This is a genomic window from Enterovibrio qingdaonensis (genome assembly GCF_028683135.1).
GTDB lineage: Bacteria > Pseudomonadota > Gammaproteobacteria > Enterobacterales > Vibrionaceae > Enterovibrio > Enterovibrio qingdaonensis.
In genome coordinates, this window is the sequence record NZ_JAJUBB010000006.1 from 111559 (window position 1) to 135181 (window position 23623).

18 protein-coding genes are annotated in these 23623 nt (G+C 48.8%); 11 read left to right on the plus strand and 7 right to left on the minus strand.

The window, feature by feature from the left end:
- The first annotated feature begins 76 nt into the window (after positions 1 to 76).
- From cysG to cysC, 5 genes are read left to right on the plus strand one after another with little or no spacing between them, the layout of a single operon-like run.
- A complete protein-coding gene (gene cysG / locus LRP49_RS10380; protein WP_274142048.1) occupies positions 77 to 1498 on the plus strand; it encodes a siroheme synthase CysG in 1422 nt (473 codons plus the stop codon).
- 14 nt (positions 1499 to 1512) lie between these two features.
- Positions 1513 to 2421 carry a sulfate adenylyltransferase subunit CysD gene (gene cysD, locus LRP49_RS10385; RefSeq protein WP_274142049.1) on the plus strand — a complete coding sequence of 303 codons (909 nt, stop codon included), beginning with the start codon at positions 1513 to 1515 and terminating at the stop codon, positions 2419 to 2421.
- Between the two features lie 10 nt (positions 2422 to 2431).
- Positions 2432 to 3865 (plus strand): sulfate adenylyltransferase subunit CysN, encoded by a 1434-nt coding sequence (cysN, locus tag LRP49_RS10390; protein ID WP_274142051.1) that lies wholly within the window; start codon positions 2432 to 2434, stop codon positions 3863 to 3865.
- Positions 3866 to 3870: 5 nt separating this feature from the next.
- Complete coding sequence (locus LRP49_RS10395) at positions 3871 to 5598, plus strand: SLC13 family permease (RefSeq protein ID WP_274142052.1); 1728 nt, start codon at positions 3871 to 3873, stop codon at positions 5596 to 5598.
- Between the two features lie 17 nt (positions 5599 to 5615).
- Positions 5616 to 6236 carry an adenylyl-sulfate kinase gene (gene cysC / locus LRP49_RS10400; RefSeq protein ID WP_274142053.1) on the plus strand — a complete coding sequence of 207 codons (621 nt, stop codon included), beginning with the start codon at positions 5616 to 5618 and terminating at the stop codon, positions 6234 to 6236.
- A 33-nt stretch (positions 6237 to 6269) separates the two neighbouring features.
- Here the strand turns inward: cysC and LRP49_RS10405 are convergent, their stop codons facing one another.
- Together LRP49_RS10405 and LRP49_RS10410 are read right to left on the minus strand one after the other, a co-directional pair.
- A complete protein-coding gene (locus LRP49_RS10405; RefSeq protein WP_274142055.1) occupies positions 6270 to 7181 on the minus strand; it encodes a TIGR03899 family protein in 912 nt (303 codons plus the stop codon).
- 288 nt (positions 7182 to 7469) lie between these two features.
- Positions 7470 to 8024 (minus strand): YtfJ family protein, encoded by a 555-nt coding sequence (locus LRP49_RS10410; RefSeq protein WP_274142056.1) that lies wholly within the window; start codon positions 8022 to 8024, stop codon positions 7470 to 7472.
- Between the two features lie 398 nt (positions 8025 to 8422).
- Between LRP49_RS10410 and LRP49_RS10415 the strand changes: the two genes are divergently transcribed.
- Complete coding sequence (locus LRP49_RS10415; protein ID WP_274142057.1) at positions 8423 to 8632, plus strand: DUF1107 domain-containing protein; 210 nt, start codon at positions 8423 to 8425, stop codon at positions 8630 to 8632.
- A gap of 88 nt (positions 8633 to 8720) precedes the next feature.
- Here LRP49_RS10415 and msrA read toward each other — a convergent pair whose 3' ends face one another.
- A complete protein-coding gene (msrA, locus tag LRP49_RS10420) occupies positions 8721 to 9362 on the minus strand; it encodes a peptide-methionine (S)-S-oxide reductase MsrA (RefSeq protein ID WP_274142059.1) in 642 nt (213 codons plus the stop codon).
- Positions 9363 to 9515: 153 nt separating this feature from the next.
- On the opposite strand from msrA, the gene tamA reads away from it, so the two are divergent.
- Both tamA and tamB read left to right on the plus strand, forming a co-directional pair.
- Positions 9516 to 11237, plus strand: coding sequence for an autotransporter assembly complex protein TamA (gene tamA, locus LRP49_RS10425; protein WP_420791542.1), 1722 nt, complete (start codon positions 9516 to 9518; stop codon positions 11235 to 11237).
- The gene (gene tamB, locus LRP49_RS10430; protein ID WP_274142062.1) at positions 11234 to 14959 is read left to right on the plus strand and encodes an autotransporter assembly complex protein TamB; all 3726 of its coding nucleotides are present in this window, start codon (positions 11234 to 11236) and stop codon (positions 14957 to 14959) included. Before tamA ends, tamB begins: the two co-directional genes overlap by 4 nt.
- A 69-nt stretch (positions 14960 to 15028) precedes the next feature.
- On the opposite strand, the gene fbp is transcribed toward tamB, so the two are convergent.
- On the minus strand, positions 15029 to 16045 hold the full coding sequence (fbp, locus tag LRP49_RS10435) for a class 1 fructose-bisphosphatase (RefSeq protein ID WP_274142064.1): 1017 nt from the start codon (positions 16043 to 16045) through the stop codon (positions 15029 to 15031).
- A 373-nt stretch (positions 16046 to 16418) separates the two neighbouring features.
- Here fbp and mpl point away from each other — a divergent pair, with 373 nt between their 5' ends.
- Complete coding sequence (gene mpl, locus LRP49_RS10440) at positions 16419 to 17756, plus strand: UDP-N-acetylmuramate:L-alanyl-gamma-D-glutamyl-meso-diaminopimelate ligase (protein ID WP_420791543.1); 1338 nt, start codon at positions 16419 to 16421, stop codon at positions 17754 to 17756.
- Complete coding sequence (locus LRP49_RS10445; protein ID WP_274142067.1) at positions 17749 to 18378, plus strand: flavin prenyltransferase UbiX; 630 nt, start codon at positions 17749 to 17751, stop codon at positions 18376 to 18378. Before mpl ends, LRP49_RS10445 begins: the two co-directional genes overlap by 8 nt.
- Before the next feature lie 70 nt (positions 18379 to 18448).
- Here LRP49_RS10445 and LRP49_RS10450 read toward each other — a convergent pair whose 3' ends face one another.
- The 3 genes from LRP49_RS10450 to argR all read right to left on the minus strand — a co-directional run bounded on the left by LRP49_RS10450 (position 18449) and on the right by argR (position 22362).
- Positions 18449 to 18886, minus strand: coding sequence for a universal stress protein (locus tag LRP49_RS10450; protein ID WP_274142069.1), 438 nt, complete (start codon positions 18884 to 18886; stop codon positions 18449 to 18451).
- A 50-nt stretch (positions 18887 to 18936) separates the two neighbouring features.
- The gene (locus tag LRP49_RS10455; RefSeq protein WP_274142070.1) at positions 18937 to 21495 is read right to left on the minus strand and encodes a TRAP transporter permease; all 2559 of its coding nucleotides are present in this window, start codon (positions 21493 to 21495) and stop codon (positions 18937 to 18939) included.
- Between the two features lie 396 nt (positions 21496 to 21891).
- Positions 21892 to 22362, minus strand: a complete 471-nt coding sequence (gene argR / locus LRP49_RS10460; RefSeq protein WP_274142072.1) for a transcriptional regulator ArgR — start codon at positions 22360 to 22362, stop codon at positions 21892 to 21894.
- A 303-nt stretch (positions 22363 to 22665) separates the two neighbouring features.
- On the opposite strand from argR, the gene mdh reads away from it, so the two are divergent.
- Positions 22666 to 23601 (plus strand): malate dehydrogenase, encoded by a 936-nt coding sequence (mdh, locus tag LRP49_RS10465; protein WP_078751067.1) that lies wholly within the window; start codon positions 22666 to 22668, stop codon positions 23599 to 23601.
- Positions 23602 to 23623: the final 22 nt, after the last annotated feature.

Below are 23623 nucleotides of genomic sequence, written 5' to 3' on the forward strand. Positions count from 1 at the left end.
AAAATGAAATTTTAGAATTTCAAGTAATATCGCGAAATCTCTATAGTGTCGTTCAAAGGACGGAAAAGGTTTCACTATGGATTACTTGCCAATATTCGCAAAACTGGATGGACGACCGTGTCTCGTTGTCGGCGGCGGTGAAGTCGCGTGGCGCAAAATACGCATGCTGCTTAAAGCCGGTGCCGCGGTTACTGTTGTGTCCCCCGACGCAGATCATGAAGTGGCTTCGGCTGCTGAGCGTGGTGAGTTGGTGTGGATACAAGAGGCGTTTGCGCCACAGCACCTAGACAGAGTGTTTTTGGTCATTGCAGCCACCGATAACCCATTGGTGAATGAGCTAGTGTCCAATGCGGCTAACGCCCGCAACGTGTTAGCGAATGTTGTCGATGACACACCTAAATGCAGTTTTATCGTTCCCTCTATTGTTGATCGCAGCCCCATTGTGATTGCCATTTCTTCTGCGGGGAAATCCCCCGTCCTTGCAAGATTACTGCGTGAAAAACTCGAAACGCTGATCCCTGCACATATCGGTCGCATGGCGACGCTGGCGGGTGAGTTTCGTGACACGTTGAAAACCAAAGTAAAAACACTGACTGGGCGTCGTAAATTCTGGGAGATGGCCTTTGATGGTCGTTTCGCCTCCTTGGTTGCTGCTGGCGATGAAAAAGGCGCGAAGGCAGAACTTGAAACCCTGACAACGGGTGTTTCGTTGCAAGGCGAAGTCGCACTGATTGGTGCTGGCCCTGGCGATCCTGGTCTGTTAACGCTGCGTGCGTTGCAAGTGATGCAGCAAGCCGACGTGGTGCTTTATGACTATCTGGTCTCGGATGAAATCATGGAGCTGTGTCGCCGTGATGCAGAATTGATTTGTGTCGGTAAGCGGGCGAGTTACCACAGCGTATCCCAAGAAGAAACCAACGCCATGTTGGTCAAGCATGCGCAAAAAGGGAAACGTGTCGTGCGTTTGAAAGGCGGTGACCCGTTTATGTTTGGCCGCGGCGGCGAAGAGTTGCAAGTGTTGCAAGAAGCCGGTGTGCCTTTTCAGGTGGTACCGGGCATCACTGCCGCTGCTGGTGCGACAGCCTACGCAGGTATCCCGTTGACCCATCGCGATTACGCGCAAACGGCGATGTTCATTACGGGTCATTTGAAAAAAGAAGATGACAGTTTCCGCTGGGCGACGTTGGCACGCGGCCGTCAGACACTTGTTATCTACATGGGGCTGATGAAAAGCGGACATATTCAACAACAACTTATCCAACATGGCCGCGCACCGGATACCCCTGTTGCCATTATTGAAAATGGCACCCGCGCAAATCAGAAAATCTACAAAGGACAATTAAGCGAACTGGAATCATTGGCAGAGGGAGTAGGTTCGCCTGCACTGATTGTTGTCGGTGAAGTCGTTGAACTCGCAGACCAGTTGAGCTGGTTTGGAAAGCAATCATTCCATACGGCAGGTGACGCTCATGCATCTACCGTGGTTAATTTAGGCTAAGGAAAGTACGAAGAATGGAAGCCAAGACTCTTACCCACCTCAAGCAACTTGAGGCAGAAAGTATCCACATCATTCGTGAAGTGGCGGCAGAATTCGATAACCCGGTGATGATGTACTCCATCGGTAAAGACAGTTCCGTCATGCTTCATTTGGCGCGAAAAGCGTTTTATCCGGGGAAAATTCCCTTCCCGCTTCTTCATGTCGATACGGATTGGAAATTCAAAGAAATGATTGAGTTTCGTGACCAAGCCGCAGAGAAGTATGGGTTTGAACTACTGGTACATAAAAACCCTGAAGGCATCGCCATGGGGTGTAGCCCATTTGTACATGGCTCATCAAAACACACGGACATCATGAAAACCCAAGGCCTGAAACAAGCCTTAGATAAATATGGTTTTGATGCTGCCTTTGGTGGTGCGCGTCGTGACGAAGAAAAGAGCCGTGCCAAAGAACGTGTTTATAGCTTCCGCGACAAGAACCACCGCTGGGACCCGAAAAATCAGCGTCCAGAGCTTTGGCATACCTATAACGGCCAAGTGAACAAAGGGGAAAGCATCCGTGTATTCCCACTGTCGAACTGGACTGAACTCGATATCTGGCAATACATCTACCTTGAAGGCATCGATATTGTGCCGCTGTATTTGTCCGAAGTTCGTCCTGTCGTGAATCGTGACGGCATGTTGATCATGGTCGATGACGATCGCATGGAGTTACGTGACGGTGAGAAAGTGGAATACAAGAGTGTGCGTTTTAGAACCTTGGGTTGTTACCCTCTGACCGGCGCGGTTGAGTCTGAAGCGAATACGTTGCCGGGCATCATTGAAGAAATGCTGGTAGCCACCTCAAGTGAACGCCAAGGGCGAGCGATTGACCACGATCAGTCGGGATCGATGGAATTGAAGAAACGTCAGGGATACTTCTAAGGGATTAAGCATGAACAGCGTAATTGAACAACAAGTGGCCGAGCTGGGTATTGAGGCCTATCTGGAGCAACACCAGAACAAATCCCTGCTACGATTTCTGACCTGTGGTTCTGTAGATGACGGTAAGAGCACGCTTATCGGCCGTCTTCTGCATGATTCTCACCAGATTTATGAAGATCAATTGGCCGCGATCCATTCAGACAGCCAAAAAGTAGGTACCACGGGTGAAAAGCCGGATCTGGCACTGCTGGTTGACGGCTTGCAAGCAGAGCGTGAGCAAGGGATCACGATCGACGTGGCATACCGCTATTTCTCAACGCGTCCACGTAAATTCATCATTGCGGATACCCCGGGACACGAGCAATACACCCGTAACATGGCGACAGGCGCATCGACCTGTGATTTGGCGGTGATCTTGATAGATGCGCGCAAAGGCGTATTGGATCAAACCCGTCGTCACTCGTACATCGCGAGCCAGCTAGGTATCCGTCAGTTTATCGTTGCTGTGAACAAGATGGATTTGGTGGGCTTTGAGGAATCACGCTTTGAAGAAATCAAAGCGGAGTACTTGGAGTTTGCTAAAAAGCTGAACAGCAATATTAATATTCAGCTTGTTCCGTTGTCGGCTCTCGAAGGCGATAACGTGGTTGAACGTAGCGCAAAATCCCCATGGTATGACGGTGAAACCTTGTTAACCATGCTGGAAACCGTAGACGTAAGCAGCGACAAAGATAAAGGTGCTTTCCGTCTTCCTGTGCAATACGTTAATCGTCCAAATCTCGATTTTCGTGGTTTTTCTGGGACCATTGCGAGTGGTTCCGTGCGCCCTGGCGATGAAGTGAAAGTGTTGCCATCGGGCAAAACATCAACGGTTGAACGTATTGTCACGTTTGATGGCGACCTTGAGTTTGCCCACGCAGGCCAAGCTGTGACGCTAACCCTAATGGACGAAATTGATTGCAGCCGTGGTGATCTGATTGTTCCTGTCTCTGAAGAGCAAAAAGCAACGAGCAAGCTGGCCGCCAGTATTGTTTGGATGGATGAATCGCCGCTTGAAATAGGCCGTCAGTACGACATCAAAGTGGCGGGTAAGAAAACGGTTGGCTCGGTGAGTAAAATTCGTCACCAAGTGGACATTAACTCGCTGGAAACCTTTGATACTGATAGCTTGCCGCTAAATGGTATTGCCGAATGTGAAGTTGAACTGACAGAGTCGGTGTCACTGGATCTTTACCAAGATTGTGCAGACACCGGTGGCTTTATTGTGATTGATCGACTGACAAACGTGACTGTCGGTGCTGGCATGATCAATGAGCTGCTTGACGATGCGAGTGCGACCACAAACGGCGTGGACATTTCAGCGTTTGAAGTAGAACTCAATGCGCTGGTTCGTAAGCACTTCCCGCATTGGAATGCACGCGATATCAGCAAGTTGCTGGGGTAACGCAGATGACGTGGGATCAATCACTGGTATTGGGGTTGCTGTTAGCGATAGTCGCAGGCTTGGTGTTCACCAAGATCAAACCTGCGATCTTGTTTGCAGCCTCGGCGTTTATCGCCTTTCAATCTGGATTGATCAGCGTGGAAGCAATGGCAGGGAACTTTACCAATAGTTCCTTGCTAACTCTGGTGCTGTTGATCCTTGCGTCAGCCGCACTGGAGAAAACCAGACTGGTAAGCTGGGTCAGTGGACAGCTTTCCAGTGGAAAGCTTGGCACGGTTGTCGCCAAACTTGGATTATCCACGGCGTTTTTAAGCTCGTTCACCAATAACACGGCTGTCGTCGTGTCTTTGATTGGTGCGATTAAACGAAATCGTCGCCATGCCCCTTCAAGGTTGCTTATCCCCCTGTCTTACGCGGCCATCTTGGGGGGCACCTTAACGCTTATTGGTACCTCAACCAATCTCATCATCAACAGCTTTGTTGAAAGCTCGGGCTTGCCCGCCCTCGATTTCTTTGCCCCATCGGTAATAGGGCTTGCGGTATTGGCGGGCGGCTTGCTGGTGTTGATCCCGTTTTGCTACCTTCTGCCGGATTATGATGATCACAATGAAGATGATTTGCCGTATGTGCTGGAAGCGGCGATCACACGAGGATCGCCACTGGCAGGGAATTCCGTATCAGAGAATGGTTTGCGTGCATTACGACGTTTGTATTTAGCAGAAGTCGTGCGTGATGGCGAAGTGATCGCACCTGTGTGTCCCGACACTGTTTTGCGGGAAGGAGATAAACTGCAATTTTGTGGCGATGTTGAAAGCGTAGCAACCTTGCAGGAAATTGAAGGCTTAGCACTGTTTGGACAGCACCATATCAATGGGCAAAACCTGCTTGAAGTGGTGGTGAGCCATAGTGCATCTATATTGGGAAAAACCCTCAAAGAAGCCAAGTTTCGTGAAAACTTTGACGCCGTAGTGGTTGCCATTCGCCGCGGACATGAGAAGCTGGAAGGCGGATTAGGCAACATTCCTCTGTTGGCAGGAGACACTCTGGTCATCGTGCCTGGCAAAGGGTTCGCAAAAGAACAGCAGCGTATGTCGCGCGAATTTGTCTTGGTGACGGGCCTAGATTCTAGCGTTCGATTGGACAGCACATTGAGTACTTGGGTGCTTGCTGGGTTTGCCACCATCATTGGTGCGGCGCTGATGGAATGGATGCCACTTCTCAATGGATTGGCCGCGTATCTGACAGTGCTGCTGCTGACGGGCGTAATAAATCTGGGTGAGCTTAAACGTCGATTCCCGGTTGAAATCGTGGTGATAGTTGGCAGTGCATTGAGTCTCGCACAATTAATGATCGACTCCGGCCTCTCTGCACAAATGGGTGACTTGTTTATTGAATGGTTCAACGGTTGGGGCGTCTATGGCGCGTTGATTGCGACGTATTTGTTGACCTTGATCTTGACTGAACTGGTTACCAATAATGCCGCTGCCGCATTGTCGTTTCCTATCGGCTACAGCTTGGCGTTGGGGTATGGCGTCGATCCTATGCCGTTCATTATGGCAGTGTTGTTTGGGGCTAGCGCGAGCTTTATTTCGCCGTATGGTTATCAAACGAATCTTCTGGTCTACAGTGTGGGTAACTATCAACTGACAGACTATTTGCGTATCGGATTGCCGCTGTCTCTCGTGTATTCCGCGTTGGTGATTGGGTTAATTCCCGTGTTTTTTCCATTTTGATTAACAAGGATTGAGTTATGAGTGCTGCTGATATGCCGCAAAAAGATGAAAATGTAATTTGGCATAAGCATGCTGTCGATAAGACATATCGCTCTGAGCAAAAAGGGCAGCGTCCCGCGCTGCTTTGGTTTACCGGTTTGTCGGGTTCAGGCAAATCCACCGTCGCAGGTGCGTTGGAAAACCGGTTAGCGGAATTAGGGCACCATACCTACTTGCTAGACGGTGACAATGTGCGTCACGGTTTGTGCCGCGATCTGGGTTTCTCAGATCATGATCGTCGTGAAAATATTCGCCGAGTGGGTGAAGTAGCGAAGCTTATGACGGATGCAGGGTTGATCGTGCTGTCTGCCTTTATTTCGCCTTTTCGTGAAGAGCGCCAATTGGTGAGAGAGTTATTACCTGACGGTGAGTTTATTGAAGTCTTCGTCGATACGCCGCTCAACGTGTGTGAATCGCGTGACCCTAAAGGACTATATAAGAAAGCCCGAGCTGGTGAAATCAAGGCGTTCACTGGGATAAGTTCAGCCTATGAAGCACCTGAGTCTGCAGAGATTGTGTTGGAAACTGACAAGTACGCCGTGGATGCTCTGGTTGATCAATGTCTTCAAGCACTTAAAAAAGCGGGGATTATTGCTTAATCCCCTCATTTCCAGTTTTGTTATCCTAGCGCGTTAAGCTGTTGTGTCGATGGTTGATCCGAGTTCGACAACAACGTTAAACGCGTGGGATAGCATACCCATCAATGCATCCATGTAGTCTGGATGCGCTTTCTGACTGATCAATTTTGCGAGTTCATTGCCTGTCGGGCTAAATCGGTAATAGTAAATCCGCGTCCCTTTCCTAAATGGCGTTAGCATAAACGTCTTACCTTGCCCGTTAAAAGGGAGGTTTTCTGACGGATCCAGCGCACCAGATTCCAGCTCGGTTCGGATAATCAATCCGAGATCCATCAATAAGATAAGATCGTTATAGGGAAGTTTAAACTTTCCTAATGCCAACCGTTCCGCCTGATCGGGCTTGAAGTAGCGTTTTACGCCCTGCTCAGGCTGACGGAACCCTGTGATCAGTTTTAGCGAACTATCACTGCCAAATGAGCAGGCGAGTGCGCACGCTCGCTGTAATGACTGAGCCTCGCGCTGGGTCATGACTTCAAGCAGGGCCAAAGACTTGAGTGATGTGCTTCCGGGACGGATAATTTCGGTCTTTAGGATCTGTGCCCAGAGCTTTTGCATGCTGTCACCGTAGATCTTCTGCGCCATCTCGAAGAATCGATATAGCCAGTCAGGATCCGGTGTGCCGGCGGTTTCGTCGCGACAGAGATCGTTCGCGAGTTTGATGATTTGCTCAAGGTTTGCTTGTTGGCGTTGCTTCAGTTCAAGCTGACGATAACCCGCGCGGGCTGTAAGGTTGTCATGCTCAACACTGTGCAACTTTGCATCAATATGGTGATGCGCTGCAATTGCTTTGAGCCGTTGCATGCTCGAAATGAGGTGACTTTCTTGTCTGCCAGCACTTTTTTTTGCCTGCCTTTCTGATGAGGCTTCTTTGATGTCGACAACAACTGGTTTGTTTGCATCCACCATATGCGATCCCTATCTATCTGATTAAGCGAATATTCCATCAAGGGTATTCCGCATTCTCACTCAATCAACTATGTTAAAATTAATTTAAATTTGTTAACATTTGGCAAGAGATTGACGACGAGGGAGGATGATTACAATGAAAAAATTCAGAGTAAACTCTGTTAATGCCCTGCTGGTCGCCTTGTATATCGGTACTTTGCTCTACCTATCCCAGTTTATCGGCTGATCATCCCAAAACATTAAAAAACCCGCATTTAGCGGGTTTTTCACTTAAATGAGTGACTGAAATCACTTCATTGATTTATTGACCAAATCAATGACCTGAGTGACTTCTTGTTCATTAAGTGGCCCTTCTTTCACAAAGCGTACAACGCCGTCTGTGTCTAGCAGGATAATGGCAGAACTTTCCTCTTGAAGACGCCATGCATCTGAAACTGTGCCGTTTGCATCAAGGACAATTGAAGACCAACTGAATTCTTTTTTGCTGTCTTCTGCAGACGATTTCACGAAGCCACCGGTTCCCCAAATAGCATCATCTTGATTGATGATGGTCGTGGTCTGGTATTTATCTTCGGGAAAATTGGCGGCGGTGATCGCATCAACCAGAGGCGCATTCATTTCTTTGGCACTGCTTCTGCCTGCGATTGCTTGAATGATTCGCACTTTGCCTGTCAATTCGCTTGTGTTCCAAGGTTTGTATCCTACTTTGTTACCGTTAAGCGTCAGCTCACCGTATTTTTCAACGGAGGTTTGTGGGAGCGGGGAGCCATTGGAAATGTTGTGTGCTGAGGCAAAAGTGGACAGGAGAGCGGTTGCCAGAGCAAGAATTTTAATACAACGCATAGGGTTGGTATCCCGTTTAATTATGGTGTGATTTGTGTGATTGCATTGCCTCTGAAATGCTTATAACAGAAGCAGTTACGATAACTAAATATAGCTGATTGCCGTCAATATTCCGTACCAATAACAGATCCAACCACTCAGTTTTGTAAGAATTCGTCGAGTTAAAATGAATCATTGTTAACAAATTGTGTCTTATTTTTGCCATGTGGTTATTTTTTACTACGCTTACTTCGTTGTATGAGAAATGGGGAAACCGAGTCAGAGATTTTGTTGTCAAAGGTTTTGCAGTCACCCCGCGAACAATTGGCATTTTGATTGCATCACAGAAATGTCAGCCAAGGTTGTAAGCCTTGGTGTGTGATGCCGGTCTTTATCTTTGGCATGAAAGGAGTTCTTCAATGTTGCGTATTTTTCATCAGTACCGCCCACGACAGGTTGCTCGCTACGTGAAAGGTTTTTTCCGCGGCAGGGTTTATATCGATGGTATCGGTGCGTTTGAATTTGATGGGGGCAAATTGCTTCCGCCATCCAACAATAACAAGCGCGCATTGGCGGTAATGACAGAGGTTAATAATGAAATCAGGGCGATGACTGCTGCTGCAGCGTGACTTGGTTGTAAATAAAGGGCTGAATCTGACTTTCTGATGTCATAGAGCCAATGAGAAAAACGCCCACGAACGCGGGCGTTTTTTCGTTTTATCTCTCCCAAGGTGGTAAGCAGACACCTGTGCCTCCGATGCCGCAATAACCATTGGGATTTTTCTGCAGGTACTGCTGATGATACGTTTCCGCAAAATAGTAGGGATCTGCCTGTTTGATTTCAGTGGAAATCTCTCCTGACATCCCTTCACTCTTAAGGGCGGTTTGGTAAGCCTCTTTGCTGGCGAGTGCAACATGCTCCTGTTCAGGGCTAAAACAATAAATGGCCGACCGATACTGCGTCCCTACGTCGTTTCCTTGACGCATCCCTTGTGTAGGGTCATGGCTCTGCCAAAAATGCGTCAGAACCTTCTCTAGGCTTATTTGGGCTGGGTCAAACACCACTTGAACAACTTCTGCATGACCAGTTTGAGCGGTGCATACGTCTTGGTATGTCGGATTCACTGTGTAACCACCGCTGTAGCCAACAGATGTCAAGGTAACGCCATCCAGCTTCCAAAAGAGTCTCTCGGCTCCCCAGAAGCATCCCATCCCCAGCAAAATCTGTTCTTCGCCGGGAAGTACAGCCTTACTCAGAGCGCGCCCATTGACGGCGTGCGCCTCAGACGGAATAATTTCCTGCACTCTGTCAGGAATGGCTTGTTCTGCAGTAATTGCGATTTGTTTCGTGTTGAGCATGGCGTGACTCCTTGTCGACTGTCATCTTAGACTCAGTTTTATTATGCTTTGATGCACATTTGCAACAGCACTTAGCCCCATATTCAAGGTCATACTGTGGTGAAATTAGTTTTATTATGACTTTCAGGATAAGAATAAGACGTACGACTGATGATAATTAAACGATTAATACCTTGGGTGATTTGTGGTGTACTGGGCGTGCCAGGGGTAGCAATCGCGGATGTTGATTTTGATATCAAGGGCCTAGACGACGCGTTAAAAGACAATGTCGACGTATACCTTGATGCCATTTCTCAAAACGATCGGCGTATTGATTTTCGCCTTCAGTCCCGCGTCACTGACGAAGCAAACAAAGCCCTTCAGGCTCTCGGCTACTTTAATCCCGTCATTAAATTCACTGTTGAAAACAAAAAATCAGACACAGATGCGACCGTTGTGCTGAATATTGACCCGGGCAAGCCAACAATTATTTCAGACGTGGATGTTACGTTGACGGGTGGTGCAGCGACTGACCCGGCATTCAAGACTTTATTGGAAACCGCACCTCAAAAAGGCGATGTACTCAATCAGGGCCAATATGATGCGCTGAAATCTTCGATCCAGAGTCTTGCGGTTCGTCGCGGGTATTTTGATGCTGAATATACGCTTGCCAAACTTGAGGTTGCGCCGGGACTCAACAAAGCCTTCATTCGGCTGCACTTCGACAGCGGTGCGCGCTATCACTTTGGGCCGACCATTTATCACAACAGCCAAATTAATGAAGATCGCCTCTCCAGTATGATGACATACAAGGAGGGTGATCCGTATCTTGTCAGCGATCTGGGTGCATTTAATCAAGCTTTATCTAACACGGGGTGGTTTTCATCAGTACTGGTTGAAGCGGGGTTAGATGATCTTCGCAATGATCGTGTACCCATTGCTGTCAGTTTGGATCCCGCTCCTCGAAATCAGTTCGAAACCGGTATTGGCTATTCCACTGATACGGGCCCGCGCGTCAAAATTGGTTGGCGAAAACCGTGGTTTAATAGCCGTGGGCACAGCCTCAATACCGATCTTTATGTGTCTAAGCCTAAGCAGACTCTCGAGTCCACCTACAAAATTCCGCTCGAAGATGTATTGCGTGAGTATTACCAAGTTCAGGTGGGTTTGGAAAATCTCGACAACAATGACACCAAGAGCTTTGAGCTAACATCCTCTATTTCTCGCCATTGGAAATACGATACGGGCTGGCAACGCTCTGTATATCTGCGCTGGCTTTACTCTGACTATACGCAGGGTGTGACTTCCGACGAGTCCAATTTAATCTTACCGGGCATCAACTTTTCCCGTGTGAGAAGCAGAGGCGGTGCGATGCCCTATTGGGGTGATAAGCAATCTATTACCTTTGAAGCGGGTGACCCCTTGTTGCTGTCTGATATTTCACTGTTTCGAGTAATTGGTCAGACGGCTTGGATCCGAAGTGCCAACGAGAATAACCGCTTCCTTGTTCGCGCTAATGCCGGTGGCGTATTTACCAGTGAATTTGAACGCGTTCCACCGTCGCTGCGCTTTTTTGCTGGTGGCGACAACAGCATCCGTGGTTACAGCTACGAATCTATCTCCCCCAAAGACAGCAGCGGAAAATTGGAAGGGGGGAGCTACATGGCGACAGGGACACTGGAATATAACTATCGCGTGACCGGAAATTGGTGGGCAGCAGTCTTTACCGATGCGGGTGATGCGTGGACGAGCAGTGATCCGCAATGGAAGACCTCTGTCGGTGTGGGCGTTCGCTGGGAATCGCCAGTCGGCCCGATCCGTTTTGACGTCGCCCACGGTTTTGAAAATACAGATGATGATTTCATGATCCACTTTAGTTTAGGTCCAGAGCTATGATGCGCTGGATAAAACGTTTGGCCCTTGCGGTCATTTTGCTATTGGTTCTCGTTGTACTCGGTGTTGGTGCGATATTACTGACACCGGTAGGTGTTAAATTGGCGGTGTGGGGGGCGCAAAAAGCCCTTCCTGAACTGAAGATTGAAAAAGGCAGTGGCGCACTGCTCAATGGATTTGCGCTTGACGGTGTGACGTTCGATATGGACGGTGTTTCGGTGTCGGCGAAGTCTCTTTATCTTGATGTAAACAGTAAGTGCCTCTCTGGTCCTGCGATTTGTATTGATGCGCTAAATGCAGATGGTCTCAAGGTCAATGTCGGTGACACCGGACCGTCTGAAGAGACGCCGCCATCGGAACCTATCACGTCTATTTCAACACCCATACCAATATTCCTAAACGGTGTGTCTTTGACAGATATCGACCTCGATATTCTGGGTAACAAAGTGCACTGGGACAGCCTGACCACAGCCGCGCAAATGCAGCGTAGCACCTTGACGCTTAAACCAACGCTCTGGCAAGGGATAGAGGTCGAATTAGCGGAATCAAAAGGTGAGACTGAGACGACGCCTAAAAAGGCGTCCGAGCCGAAGCAGGCACTTACTTTACCTGAGGTGAACATACCGCTCGATGTCATAATCGAACACTTTGAAGTGAAGCATGCGGATTTGTTGCTGCCTCAAGCGCAAAAGATACATCAGCTGGTTTTGGAAGGTCGTGCGGGTGGTAATGAAGTCAGCATAAAGCAACTGCTGTTGGATGCTGAGCAAGGCAAAGTCGAGCTAAACGGCGAGGTCGCATTGAAAGGTGAGTACCCACTAACTCTTGATGCAAACGCTGACATTCGAATGAAACCGCTCGGTGGTCATGCCCTGACGTTGGATGCAAAAGGCGATTTAAGTGCGCTGGAGCTTAAAGCAAATTTAACTGGCACCTTGCAGGCAAAGCTCTCAGGCAAACTGAATGTGCTTGAGCCTGACTTGCCATTTGAAGCCTTGTTGACCAGTCGAAATCTGCAATGGCCAATAGAGAGTAGCCCTGATTATCGCTTAGCTGCATCTGCATTACGTGCCAGTGGCAGCTTGAAAGGCTATCGCGCCACCTTGAAAACGGATGCGTCGGGTAAAGAAATACCAGATATCACTTTGAAGACACAGTTGAGTGGCGATTTGTCCAAAATTGCCTTGGGCAATCTTGAACTCGACACCTTGGGAGGCGAGATCAAAGGCTCTGCCAGTGTTGATTGGTCGGAATTAGTGAAATGGCAAACCGCGTTAACCTTCACTGACATTCAACCTGGATTACAGTGGCCTGAAGCGGAAGGAACACTCAGTGGGAAGGTCAAAAACGACGGTGAATTGACGAAAGCGGGTGGCTGGAAAGTTAACGTACCGGAACTTGATGTACAGGGAGATATTCGCAAACAGGCACTTGTCTTGAAAGGACAGGTTTCGGCATCGGATGTTAAAGGCAAAGGTGATATCCAGCTGGACACGCAAGGGCTAAAACTGAGCCATGGTCCTAATGAAATTGCGGTAACAGGACGTGTGAACGATACGCTGGATTTAGACTTGGCACTTAAGCTGCCTTCCCTGGCGGCATCCGTACCGGATGCAAGTGGTGCGGTGCAGGGCGATATCTCGCTCTCTGGCACGGTGAAAGAGCCGGTAGCAACACTGAACTTGACGGCCAATAAATTGCGTTATCAGAATCTTGTGTCGATAGCAGATGCGAAAATACGAGGTTCGTTGAAGCCACTCCCACTTGTCAGTGGTGGATTGATTGTGGATGTAAATGGCATTAAAGCAGAAGGTGTGGACATTCAAACGCTGATGCTGCGCGCATCCGGTACGGAAGCTGAGCAGACAATATCGCTGAATGTAGATGGTAAGCCGGTGGGTGCAGAGATTGCGCTTCGAGGTAGCCTCGATAGGAAAAAAGGCTGGAAGGGAAAACTTTATAACTCCACGCTCCGCACACCTGTCGGGCCTTGGGCTCTGCAAAATGATGTTCCACTGGGCTATGACCTAAACACCGGGAAAGTGGACGTGGGGGCGTTTTGTTGGGGCCAAAATCAAAGCCGCATTTGCCTTGATAAGCCAATTTCTGTCTCAGACAGCGGCAGTGCATTGGTGTCGGTAGACAAATTTAACCTCGATATCATTCAATCTTTCTTACCAACTACAACCACCTTAAGCGGATTGGTGAGTGGTTTAGTGGATGTTGCTTGGAAACCGAATGCATTGCCGACACTTAAGGCGACGGTGTCACTTGGAAAAGGCGAAGTGGTTGAGCAACTCGATCAGCCTTTTACCTTGGGATGGGACAAGGTCAACATCAAGGCCGCATTGGTAGATGAAAAACTCACCGCGGATGCGCAATTGGATCTGACCAATAATGGTTCGGTGATGTTGGACGCAGAGATGACGAACCTTTCCTCTGATAAGAAAATCATGAAAAGTACGTTAGGCATTGATGCGATCAGCCTGTCTACTTTGCAACCGCTGCTGGGTGATGACGGAAAGCTCGAAGGCGTACTTAACGGCAAAGTGGTATTGAACGGTGATCTCGAGGCTCCGACTGCAGATGGCAAAATCACGCTGACAGGCCTCAAATTGCAAAGCTTGTCAGCACCTGTCGAGGTTCGTCAGGGCCAAATTGCTATCGCACTGAATGGCAAGCAGGGTGAGATTGACGGAAAAATTGAAACGCCGGATGGCGATTTGCTGTTGAAAGGTGAAGCTGACTGGCGAGATATCAACGAATGGCTTGCCTCGCTTAACGTTAAAGGCCAACACCTGAAGGTTGTTGTTCCGCCGATGGTGGCGTTGGAAGTCAGTCCCGATATGACCCTTAAAGCCACACCAAAGCAAGTGGATGTCACGGGCAATGTTTCCGTGCCATGGGGCCGTATTATTGTTGAATCTTTGCCGCCGTCAGCGGTTCAGGTTTCCAGCGATTTGGTGATATTGAACGATGATCTGAAGCCTGTCAGCGAAGAGAACAAAGATCCTTTGACCATTAACGCCAAGATAAAGGTCAATATTGGTGATGACGTCAGGTTGGAAGCGTTTGGTCTGAAAACCAACCTAGAGGGTAAGCTTGATGTGCAAAGCAACAAGAAAGGCCCAAGCGTTGGTGGGGATGTGAACTTGGTGGACGGCACGTACAGTTCGTTTGGCCAAGATTTGCTGATCAAAAAAGGATTAATCCTTTTCAATGGGCCGCCTGAGCAACCCTATTTGCAGGTGGAAGCAATCCGCAACCCAGACAACATTGAAGACGGTGTAGAAGCAGGTATTCGTGTAACAGGCCCAGCGGATGCGCCTGAAGTTCAGGTTTTCTCTGATCCCGCTATGCCTCAAGCAAATGCGCTTTCTTACCTGACGCGAGGGCGGAATCTGGACAGTGAGTCTGACGGTAACGCCATGACCTCTATGCTTATTAGCCTAGGCTTGTCGCAAAGTGGGAAATTAGTCGGTCAGATTGGTGAAGCGTTTGGGGTTCAGGATCTGACGGTAGATACTGCTGGGAGTGGCAACGACGAAAAAGTGGAAGTGTCAGGCTATATTCTGCCGGGGCTTCAAGTGAAATATGGTGTGGGTATTTTCACCAGTTTGCCTGAGTTTACAGTGCGGTATCGTTTGATCAAAGACTTGTATCTGGAAGCCGTATCTGGCGCGGACAACGCGGTTGATCTGCTCTACCAATTCAGCATTAAATAACAATCAAGCCTGAAACAAAAAGCCCGCATTCGCGGGCTTTTTTATGCATAACAAGTCGATGCAGTCATCTTATTCTTCGTCAGGGTACTCGGCGAGAAACGCTTCAGTTTTTTCAACCATGTTGGTTGAGCCCACGAAAAAAGGCACACGTTGGTGCAGCTCGGTGGGTTTAATGTCCATGATCCGGCAATGACCGTTAGACGCTTTGCCGCCAGCTTGTTCGATGATAAATGCCATAGGATTGCACTCATACAACAAGCGAAGCTTACCGCTCGGATAGGCTGCCGTGCTGGGGTATAAGAAAATCCCGCCTTTTAGCATGTTGCGGTGGAAGTCTGATACCAACGACCCGATATAGCGCGAAGAGTAGGGACGACCGTCTTCCGGTACATTTTCCTGACAGTACTTGATGTACTTTTTAATGCCTAATGGGAAGCGGATGTAGTTACCTTCGTTAATCGAGTAAAGCTTTCCGTCCTTGGGAATCGTCATGTTTTCATGAGAAAGGCAGAAGGCACCGATGGATGGGTCGTAGGTAAAGCCGTGTACACCATTGCCCGTTGTGTATACCAGCATGGTGGACGAGCCATAAATAATGTAACCCGCCGCGACCTGCTGATTCCCCGGTTGTAGGAAGTCGTCTATTGTCGCGGGTTGACCAATCGGCGACACACGACGATAGATGGAAAAAATGGTGCCGACGGAAACATTCACATCGATATTTGATGAGCCGTCCAGTGGATCCATCAGAATGACGTATTTAGCATTTCGGCTGATTTCGGAGTCGAAAATGACCGCCTCGTCTTCTTCCTCACTGGCAACACCACAGACTTGGTCACGTGCAGCCATGGCGGCTTTGAATTTCTCATTGGCGTAAACGTCGAGTTTTTGTTGTTCTTCTCCTTGAACGTTTTCGCCGCCAAAGGCTCCTGTGATATCAGCCAAACCGGCTTTATTAATTTCTCGGTTAACGATTTTCGCAGCCAGTCGAATCGATGAGAGTAAGGAGCTTAGCTCCCCGCTGGCATTTGGGTATTCATGTTGTTTTTCAACGATGAACTCGCCCAGTGTACGCATATCGGACATTTCAGATCCTTTTGATGTCTGAGAATGGATTCTTGGGTAAGATGCTTTAAAAGCTGCAAGCGATAAAACAGGAAAAGCACCTGATAACTACGCTGACTTTCTTTGATGCAGAAAGCGTCATCTGAGTCATAAAGCTCATATTCGCGAGAAAGTTCTGCAATAACTGGATAGAAAATCAACTTGTTGCAAAGTTTATAGTGTAGAACTTTTTATTCGTAACGAAGTAATTTGGACGTATTCGGAACTGTGATCCGTCAACGAGGAAATGGCCAGATTGGCACATGAATTTTCTCTAAACAGTTACGAGCGCCCTCTGTTTCTTGGCAGATTAGAACCTATGCATATACATATTTTGGGAATCTGCGGCACCTTTATGGGCGGCGCAGCCATTTTGGCAAGACAACTGGGCCACAAAGTCACGGGTTGTGATGCCAACGTTTACCCGCCAATGAGCACATTGCTGGAATCTCAAGGCATCGACATCATTCAAGGCTATGATCCGTCTCAGCTAGACCCTGCCCCCGATCTCGTGGTGGTTGGTAATGCGATGAGTCGTGGTAATCCGTGTGTCGAGTATGTTCTTAACAAAAACCTGAATTACACGTCTGGTCCCCAGTGGTTACTGGATTTCTTATTGAAAGATCGTTGGGTTATGGCGGTTGCGGGGACACACGGCAAAACCACCACGGCCAGTATGCTGGCGTGGGTATTGGAAGATTGCGGCTACGAGCCGGGGTACCTGATTGGTGGCGTTCCGGGCAACTTTGGCGTGTCGGCCCGCTTAGGTGAGAGCATGTTTTTTGTTGTTGAGGCTGACGAATACGACAGTGCCTTCTTCGATAAGCGCTCTAAGTTTGTCCATTACCATCCACGCACTCTGATCTTGAACAACCTAGAGTTCGATCATGCGGATATCTTTGACGATCTTGCTGCGATCCAAAAACAGTTCCATCACCTAGTGCGTACCGTGCCTGGAATCGGCCGCATCATCGCGCCGTCAAACGATCAGAACATTGCCGACACGCTGAAAAAAGGCTGTTGGAGCGAGTTGGAGTACGCGGGCGAAGATGGTATCTGGAAAGCGGAGAAGCTTAAGGCGGACGGTAGCGAATTCCAGGTCTGGTTCGAAGGGGCCTGTGTTGGCACTGTAATGTGGGATTTGGTTGGAGACCACAACGTCAACAATGCATTGATGACAATTGCCGCTGCCCGTCATGTCGGTGTGACGCCAGATTTGGCCTGCGAAGCGTTAGGCAAGTTTATCAACACCAAACGCCGCCTTGAGCACAAAGGGGAGTTTGGTGGCGTGACGGTTTACGATGATTTTGCTCACCACCCAACAGCGATTAAAACGACGCTAGAAGGTCTTCGCGCCAAAGTAGGTGAACGTCGTATTCTGGCTGTATTAGAGCCGCGCTCTAACACCATGAAAATGGGTGTGCACAAAGACGACATTGCGCCGTCACTGGATGCCGCAGATGAAGTGGTGATGTTCCAACCGGAAGAGATCAAATGGGACGTCGTTGACGTAGCGAAACATTGCAGAGCTCCTTCTTCGGTTTATCGTGACATTGATGCGTTGGTAGAGGGCGTTGTCCGTTCAGCGCAAGCAGGGGATGTCGTCTTGGTGATGAGTAACGGCGGCTTTGGCGGTATTCACGGAAAACTGCAGTCTGCACTTGAAAATAGCGTTCAGGAAGTTCATGGCTAATTCAAATACGGATAAACGCATTACATTGGCATGGAGCGGCGCATCTGGTGCTCCTTACGGGCTTCGATTGCTCGAATGTTTGTTGGCAGCAGACTATGAAGTGTATCTTCTGATCTCGTCAGCTGCCCGTGTTGTGCTTGCCACTGAGCACGGCCTCAAATTACCAGCAGGGCCTGATGCTGCGAAGGCAGCACTGATTGAGCATCTTAATGCGCCAACCGATAAGTTGGTTGTCTGCGGCAAGGAAGACTGGTTCTCACCAGTGGCATCAGGGTCAGCGGCACCGAAAAAAATGGTCGTATGCCCATGCTCTGCAGGGTCGTTAGCAGCGATTGCACATGGCATGTCAGATAATCTCGCTGAACGCGCAGCGGATGTCGTACTGAAAGAGCGGGGTCAATTGCTGCTGGTGGTGCGAGAAACACCTTTCTCGACATTGCACCTTGAGAACATGCTCAAGCTCTCTCAAATGGGTGTGACCATCATGCCAGCGGCACCAGGGTTTTATCACCAGCCGCAAACCATCGAAGATTTGGTCGATTTTATGGTCGCAAGGATCTTGGATCATCTTGGGATCGAGCAAGTGTTAGTGCCACGCTGGGGTTATGATCAGCGGAAATAAAATAGGCTCAGACGAAATAGAAAAAGGCGGTATATCACCGCCTTTTTTCGTTTGATTGTCCCGTCCTACATCAGCTTTGTGGCTTTAATATCAGTACGTTGACTTTGGATTGTTCCAATACTTTTGACGCCACGGAGCCGATGATGAGCTTATTCGCTCTCGACCGTTTGTGGCTTGGCATGATGATTAAGTCGCAGCCCAGTGACTCAGCCGTTTTTACGATAGCTTTGTAAGGCTTACCTTCTGCCACAGACAAATCATAGGCTACGCCCTCTGGCATCATACGTTCTGCAAAGGCTTTAAGGTTGTTTCTCACATCCTGCTTCATTTGCCTCGCGGCATCCTCAGGAAAATATGACTGCACCATTGAGTTGTGAATGCCTGGCAACGCAGTAAGCAAGTGCAATGTTGCACCTGTTTGCCCTGCAAGCCAAATAGCATGCTCCACCGCCTTGTCAGCAAAGCTTTCATCATTCAAATCAACAGGGACAAGAATGTGTTTATACATTGAATATTCTCTCTATTTTTGTGATGAAAGGGGCCGTAAGGCCCCGGCAATTATGCAGCTTGTTTAATTCGGCGGCGTTGGTTCCAAGCCAACACACCCAGCAATAAGAAGGTGGGGACGAAAACCCATTCTTTTGACGGGCGCTCAGCTGGCGTACTGACTTGAACGATTTCCCAATCAAAATCGATACCAGCTTTAGAGGCTGGGCTACCCCACTGAACCATATCGACGACTTTGGCTCCTTCCTCATCACGGAGCTCCAGACCCGTCGACATGACTCGGGCTAAGCCTTCCGCTTGCGCGGTATCGATAGGCAGGTGTACGTGCTTAGTCACGATATCACCATCAATCGTTTCTCCACGAACTTGTAGGTTTAGCGTCTGTCCGTCCGGAAGTTTTTCTGCAACATCAATGACCGCAGAGCCAGGGTAGTCATTGGTAGGTGGATACACTTGATCCCACCAATAGTCAGGCCGGAACAACGAGAAGGTAATCAGCAGTAAGAAAATGGTTTCCCACCACTTGTTCTTGGTAAACCACCACCCTTGCGTCGCGGCTGAGAACACTAGCATGGCGACAGTCGCCGAGAGGATAGTGAGCATTAGGTGAACGGGGCCGCTGATATCCATTAATAACAATTGTGTGTTAAAGATGAACATGAACGGCAAGATCGCAGTACGAATATCGTAGGTAAAGCCTTGAATACCGGTTTTAATCGGGTCCGACTTTGCGATTGCTGCTGCGGCAAATGCCGCGAGACCCACTGGCGGTGTATCATCAGCCAGAATACCGAAGTAGAACACGAACAGGTGAACGGCGATGAGAGGGATGATCAGGCCTTCTTGTGCCCCCAAGGTGACAATAACGGGTGCCATGAGGGTAGAAACAACAATGTAGTTTGCTGTTGTTGGTAGGCCCATGCCCAAGATCAGGCTGATAATGGCTGTAAACAGCAGCATCAGCATGATGTTACCGCCGGAGATGAACTCGACGAAGTCTGTCATGACTAAGCCAATCCCCGTCAGGGTCACTACACCTACAACAATGCCCGCTGCGGCTGTCGCCACACCGATACCAATCATGTTACGTGCGCCCGCGACAAAGCCTTCAGCAAGGTCGACAAAACCATCTTTCAGTGCTGTCCCCAACGCCGCATCGCCTTTAAATAAGGCGATAAGAGGGCGCTGAGTCACAACGATAAACATCATGAACAAGGTGGCCCAGAATGCAGATAACCCTGGAGAGAAGCGCTCGACCATCAAACACCAGACCAATACAACGATAGGCAAAAGGTAGTAAAGCCCAGAGCGAACGGTTGGACCTGGATCAGGTAGTTCAGAAAGATCGGTATCTGCAGGATCTTCTACAGCTTCTTTTTTGTATTGTGAGGAGTAGCGGACCAGCGCGATATACGCAGCGAAAATAGCGACGGCGATGATTGGGCTAGCAGCAGCACCAAACACATCTTTGGTCCAGCCGATACCGTAGTAAACCGCAAAGCTCAGCACACAGATACCAATCACGATGGTCACAAAGCTCAGTAGCGATTGGACAACAGTGGATTGGTGACGGCGTGGTAAGCCCGTCATGCCAGCCTTACAGGCTTCAAGGTGAACGATGTAAATTAGGGCGATGTACGAGATGATCGCGGGAAGAATGGCTGCTTTGATAACCTCGATATAAGGAATACCGACGTATTCCACCATCAAGAATGCGGCCGCACCCATGATAGGTGGTGTCAGCTGACCATTTGTTGACGCTGCGACTTCTACTGCACCCGCTTTGGTCCCTGGGAAGCCGACACGCTTCATCAAAGGAATGGTGAATACACCTGTGGTTACGACGTTGGCAATGGATGAACCGGAGATCAGTCCGGATAGGCCTGAAGCGACAACCGCCGCTTTTGCAGGACCGCCACGCATGTGGCCGAGCATTGAGAACGCCACTTTAATGAAGTAGCCACCTGCGCCTGCTTTATCGAGCAACGCACCAAATAAAACAAACAGGAAAACAAAAGACGTGGATACGCCAAGTGCAACCCCAAACACCCCTTCGGTGGTAAGCCACATATGTGACATGGCTTTGTTGAGGCTTGCACCTTTATGAGCGATGACGTCCGGCATATGTGGGCCGGCAAAGGTATAAACCAAAAACACCAGCGCAACCACCATCAATGGTGGGCCTAACGCACGTCGCGTAGCCTCGAGCAACAGGATCATGCCCGTTACGGCGACGACAATGTCAAACGAGGTGGGAGCACCCGCGCGAGACGCAAGTTCGGAATAGAAAAGGAAAAGGTATCCAGCTGAGAAACTGCCTGCCAGTGCAAAGACCCAGTCTTGCAGTGGAATACGGTCACGAGGTGAATTTTTCAAAGCAGGGTACGCGGTGAATGCCAGGAAGATAGCAAACGCCAAATGTATAGAACGCGCTTCAGTATCATTGAGCGCAACGGTGAATGGTGAGGCATACCACAGCTGGAATATTGACCAGCACAAAGGAACAAACCAAAGGATTCGTCCCGGTATCCCGGATGGAGCACGGGCCCCGGTGTCCGCTTGAGCGACAATATCCTGCGCTTCTTGCGGTGTCTCGGTCGTCTTCGTCATGCCATTGTCCTTTAATTGGCAAATAAAAGTGTAAAAACACCTGACATCAGTGGCTGATAAATCCCATGTTGCTGACTTATCTTCACAGCGCGTTTCCTACGGCTTCTCTCTCCGGCTAATGACTTTTGGTGTAATGCGGTGCCTCTATTAAGGCTTGGTTTATTGGGTGAAAATCTGAGTTTGCGACCATGAGGATAACAAATCATTCTCCGAAATTTAAAACCGAAGAAATATTTTGTCATGATATTTCACATTGAAATGTGGTCTAGGGGTGGAGAAAAATACGAAAGTATTAACTGTGAGACAGTTATTGGTAAATGGGTGGATATTTATGGGCAAAAAAATAGGCAGAGTGTCTGCATTGACAGTCTGCCTAGTTTGACGTGTTAGGGTTGATTAGCGCGTGTAGTCAAACAGGCTGCACACAGCATCAAACAGTTGCAACGTAGTGGTAGCACGCGTTGGCGTAATAAAGATGGTGTCATCGCCAGCGACAACACCCAGTATGCCTTCTGCTTTTCCTAATGAATCGAGTAGACGTGCAATAAGTTGCGCTGCGCCTGGGCCAGTATGGATAACAACTAATGCGTCGTTGTAATCAATATCCATGACCAACTCTTTAAGCGGGCTACTGGTGGTCGGGACGCCTAGCTCAACAGGAAGGCAGTACACCATTTCCATTTTTGCGTTGCGCGTTCGCACGGCACCAAACTTGGTCAGCATGCGAGAGACTTTTGACTGGTTAATATTTTCAAAGCCTTGCGCTTTCAGTGCTTCGACGATTTCGCCTTGCGAGCTGAATTTCTCTTCTTTTAAGATCGCTTTAAACGCTTTTACTAATAGATCTTGTTTATCTGAATTGCGCATATGTCTTCTTTTTCCCCATGTCAGGAAGCCGCATTTTTGCATAAGGATTCAGGCTGGGGCAATAAAATCAGCATTAAAGTGACGCACCTATCACCTTTCAACTTAGCTGTCTGGTCGAAGAAGGAAAAATGAGAGGCTGGGCTTATCCTTAGAGTGATAAGCTTGTCGGCAACCTTCCAAGCCACGTATGATGCAGCTAGGTTTTATCATACGTACGCCCGCTTATCTAAAAAGTAAACCATAATGCGGGCCCTATACGTTAACCGAAGGTCTGAATTAAAAATCGTATATAAGGAGAACGAAATGAAAGTTGCTGTGATTGGCGCCGCCGGTGGCATTGGTCAAGCTTTAGCCCTGCTTTTGAAAAACCGTCTGCCTGCGGGTTCAGATCTGGCATTGTATGACATTGCCCCTGTGACCCCTGGTGTTGCTGTGGACCTTAGCCACATCCCAACGCCTGTATCGATTAAAGGCTACTGCGGTGAAGATCCATCTCCAGCACTGGAAGGTGCGGATGTAGTATTGATTTCTGCAGGTGTCGCGCGTAAACCTGGTATGGATCGTTCAGATCTGTTCAATGTGAATGCGGGCATCGTTCGTTCTCTAAGTGAAAAAATTGCTGATGTGTGTCCAAAAGCACTGGTTGGCATTATCACTAACCCAGTTAACACCACTGTTGCGATTGCAGCGGAAGTGCTGAAAGCAAAAGGTGTTTACGATAAAAACCGTCTGTTTGGTGTTACCACTCTGGATATCATCCGCTCTGAAACTTTCGTTGCAGAACTGAAAGACAAAGATCCAGGCCAAGTACGTGTACCGGTTATCGGTGGTCACTCTGGTGTCACCATTCTTCCTCTGCTTTCTCAGGTTGAAGGTGTGGAGTTTACGGAAGAAGAAGTGGCAGCACTGACACCTCGCATCCAAAACGCGGGCACGGAAGTGGTAGAAGCGAAAGCAGGCGGCGGTTCAGCAACCCTGTCTATGGGCCAAGCAGCATGTCGCTTTGGTTTATCACTGGTTCGCGCAGCGCAAGGTGAGGAAGGTGTTGTTGAGTGTGCGTATGTGGAAGGTGACGGCAAATATGCACGTTTCTTCGCACAGCCAGTTCGTCTGGGTAAAAACGGTGTAGAAGAAATTCTGGACCACGGCCCTCTGAGCGCGTTTGAGCAAAATGCACTGGATGCGATGCTGGACACACTGCGCAACGACATCAAACTGGGCGAAGAATTCGTTAAGTAGTGAATGTTGTTGATGTAAAAAA

Coding starts and splice junctions, on each gene's coding strand:
- cysG (WP_274142048.1), top strand. CDS start 77: ATGGATTACTTGCCAATATTCGCAAAACTGGATGGACGACCGTGTCTC.
- cysD (WP_274142049.1), top strand. CDS start 1,513: ATGGAAGCCAAGACTCTTACCCACCTCAAGCAACTTGAGGCAGAAAGT.
- cysN (WP_274142051.1), top strand. CDS start 2,432: ATGAACAGCGTAATTGAACAACAAGTGGCCGAGCTGGGTATTGAGGCC.
- LRP49_RS10395 (WP_274142052.1), top strand. CDS start 3,871: ATGACGTGGGATCAATCACTGGTATTGGGGTTGCTGTTAGCGATAGTC.
- cysC (WP_274142053.1), top strand. CDS start 5,616: ATGAGTGCTGCTGATATGCCGCAAAAAGATGAAAATGTAATTTGGCAT.
- LRP49_RS10405 (WP_274142055.1), bottom strand. CDS start 7,181: ATGGTGGATGCAAACAAACCAGTTGTTGTCGACATCAAAGAAGCCTCA.
- LRP49_RS10410 (WP_274142056.1), bottom strand. CDS start 8,024: ATGCGTTGTATTAAAATTCTTGCTCTGGCAACCGCTCTCCTGTCCACT.
- LRP49_RS10415 (WP_274142057.1), top strand. CDS start 8,423: ATGTTGCGTATTTTTCATCAGTACCGCCCACGACAGGTTGCTCGCTAC.
- msrA (WP_274142059.1), bottom strand. CDS start 9,362: ATGCTCAACACGAAACAAATCGCAATTACTGCAGAACAAGCCATTCCT.
- tamB (WP_274142062.1), top strand. CDS start 11,234: ATGATGCGCTGGATAAAACGTTTGGCCCTTGCGGTCATTTTGCTATTG.
- fbp (WP_274142064.1), bottom strand. CDS start 16,045: ATGTCCGATATGCGTACACTGGGCGAGTTCATCGTTGAAAAACAACAT.
- mpl (WP_420791543.1), top strand. CDS start 16,419: ATGGGCGGCGCAGCCATTTTGGCAAGACAACTGGGCCACAAAGTCACG.
- LRP49_RS10445 (WP_274142067.1), top strand. CDS start 17,749: ATGGCTAATTCAAATACGGATAAACGCATTACATTGGCATGGAGCGGC.
- LRP49_RS10450 (WP_274142069.1), bottom strand. CDS start 18,886: ATGTATAAACACATTCTTGTCCCTGTTGATTTGAATGATGAAAGCTTT.
- LRP49_RS10455 (WP_274142070.1), bottom strand. CDS start 21,495: ATGACGAAGACGACCGAGACACCGCAAGAAGCGCAGGATATTGTCGCT.
- argR (WP_274142072.1), bottom strand. CDS start 22,362: ATGCGCAATTCAGATAAACAAGATCTATTAGTAAAAGCGTTTAAAGCG.
- mdh (WP_078751067.1), top strand. CDS start 22,666: ATGAAAGTTGCTGTGATTGGCGCCGCCGGTGGCATTGGTCAAGCTTTA.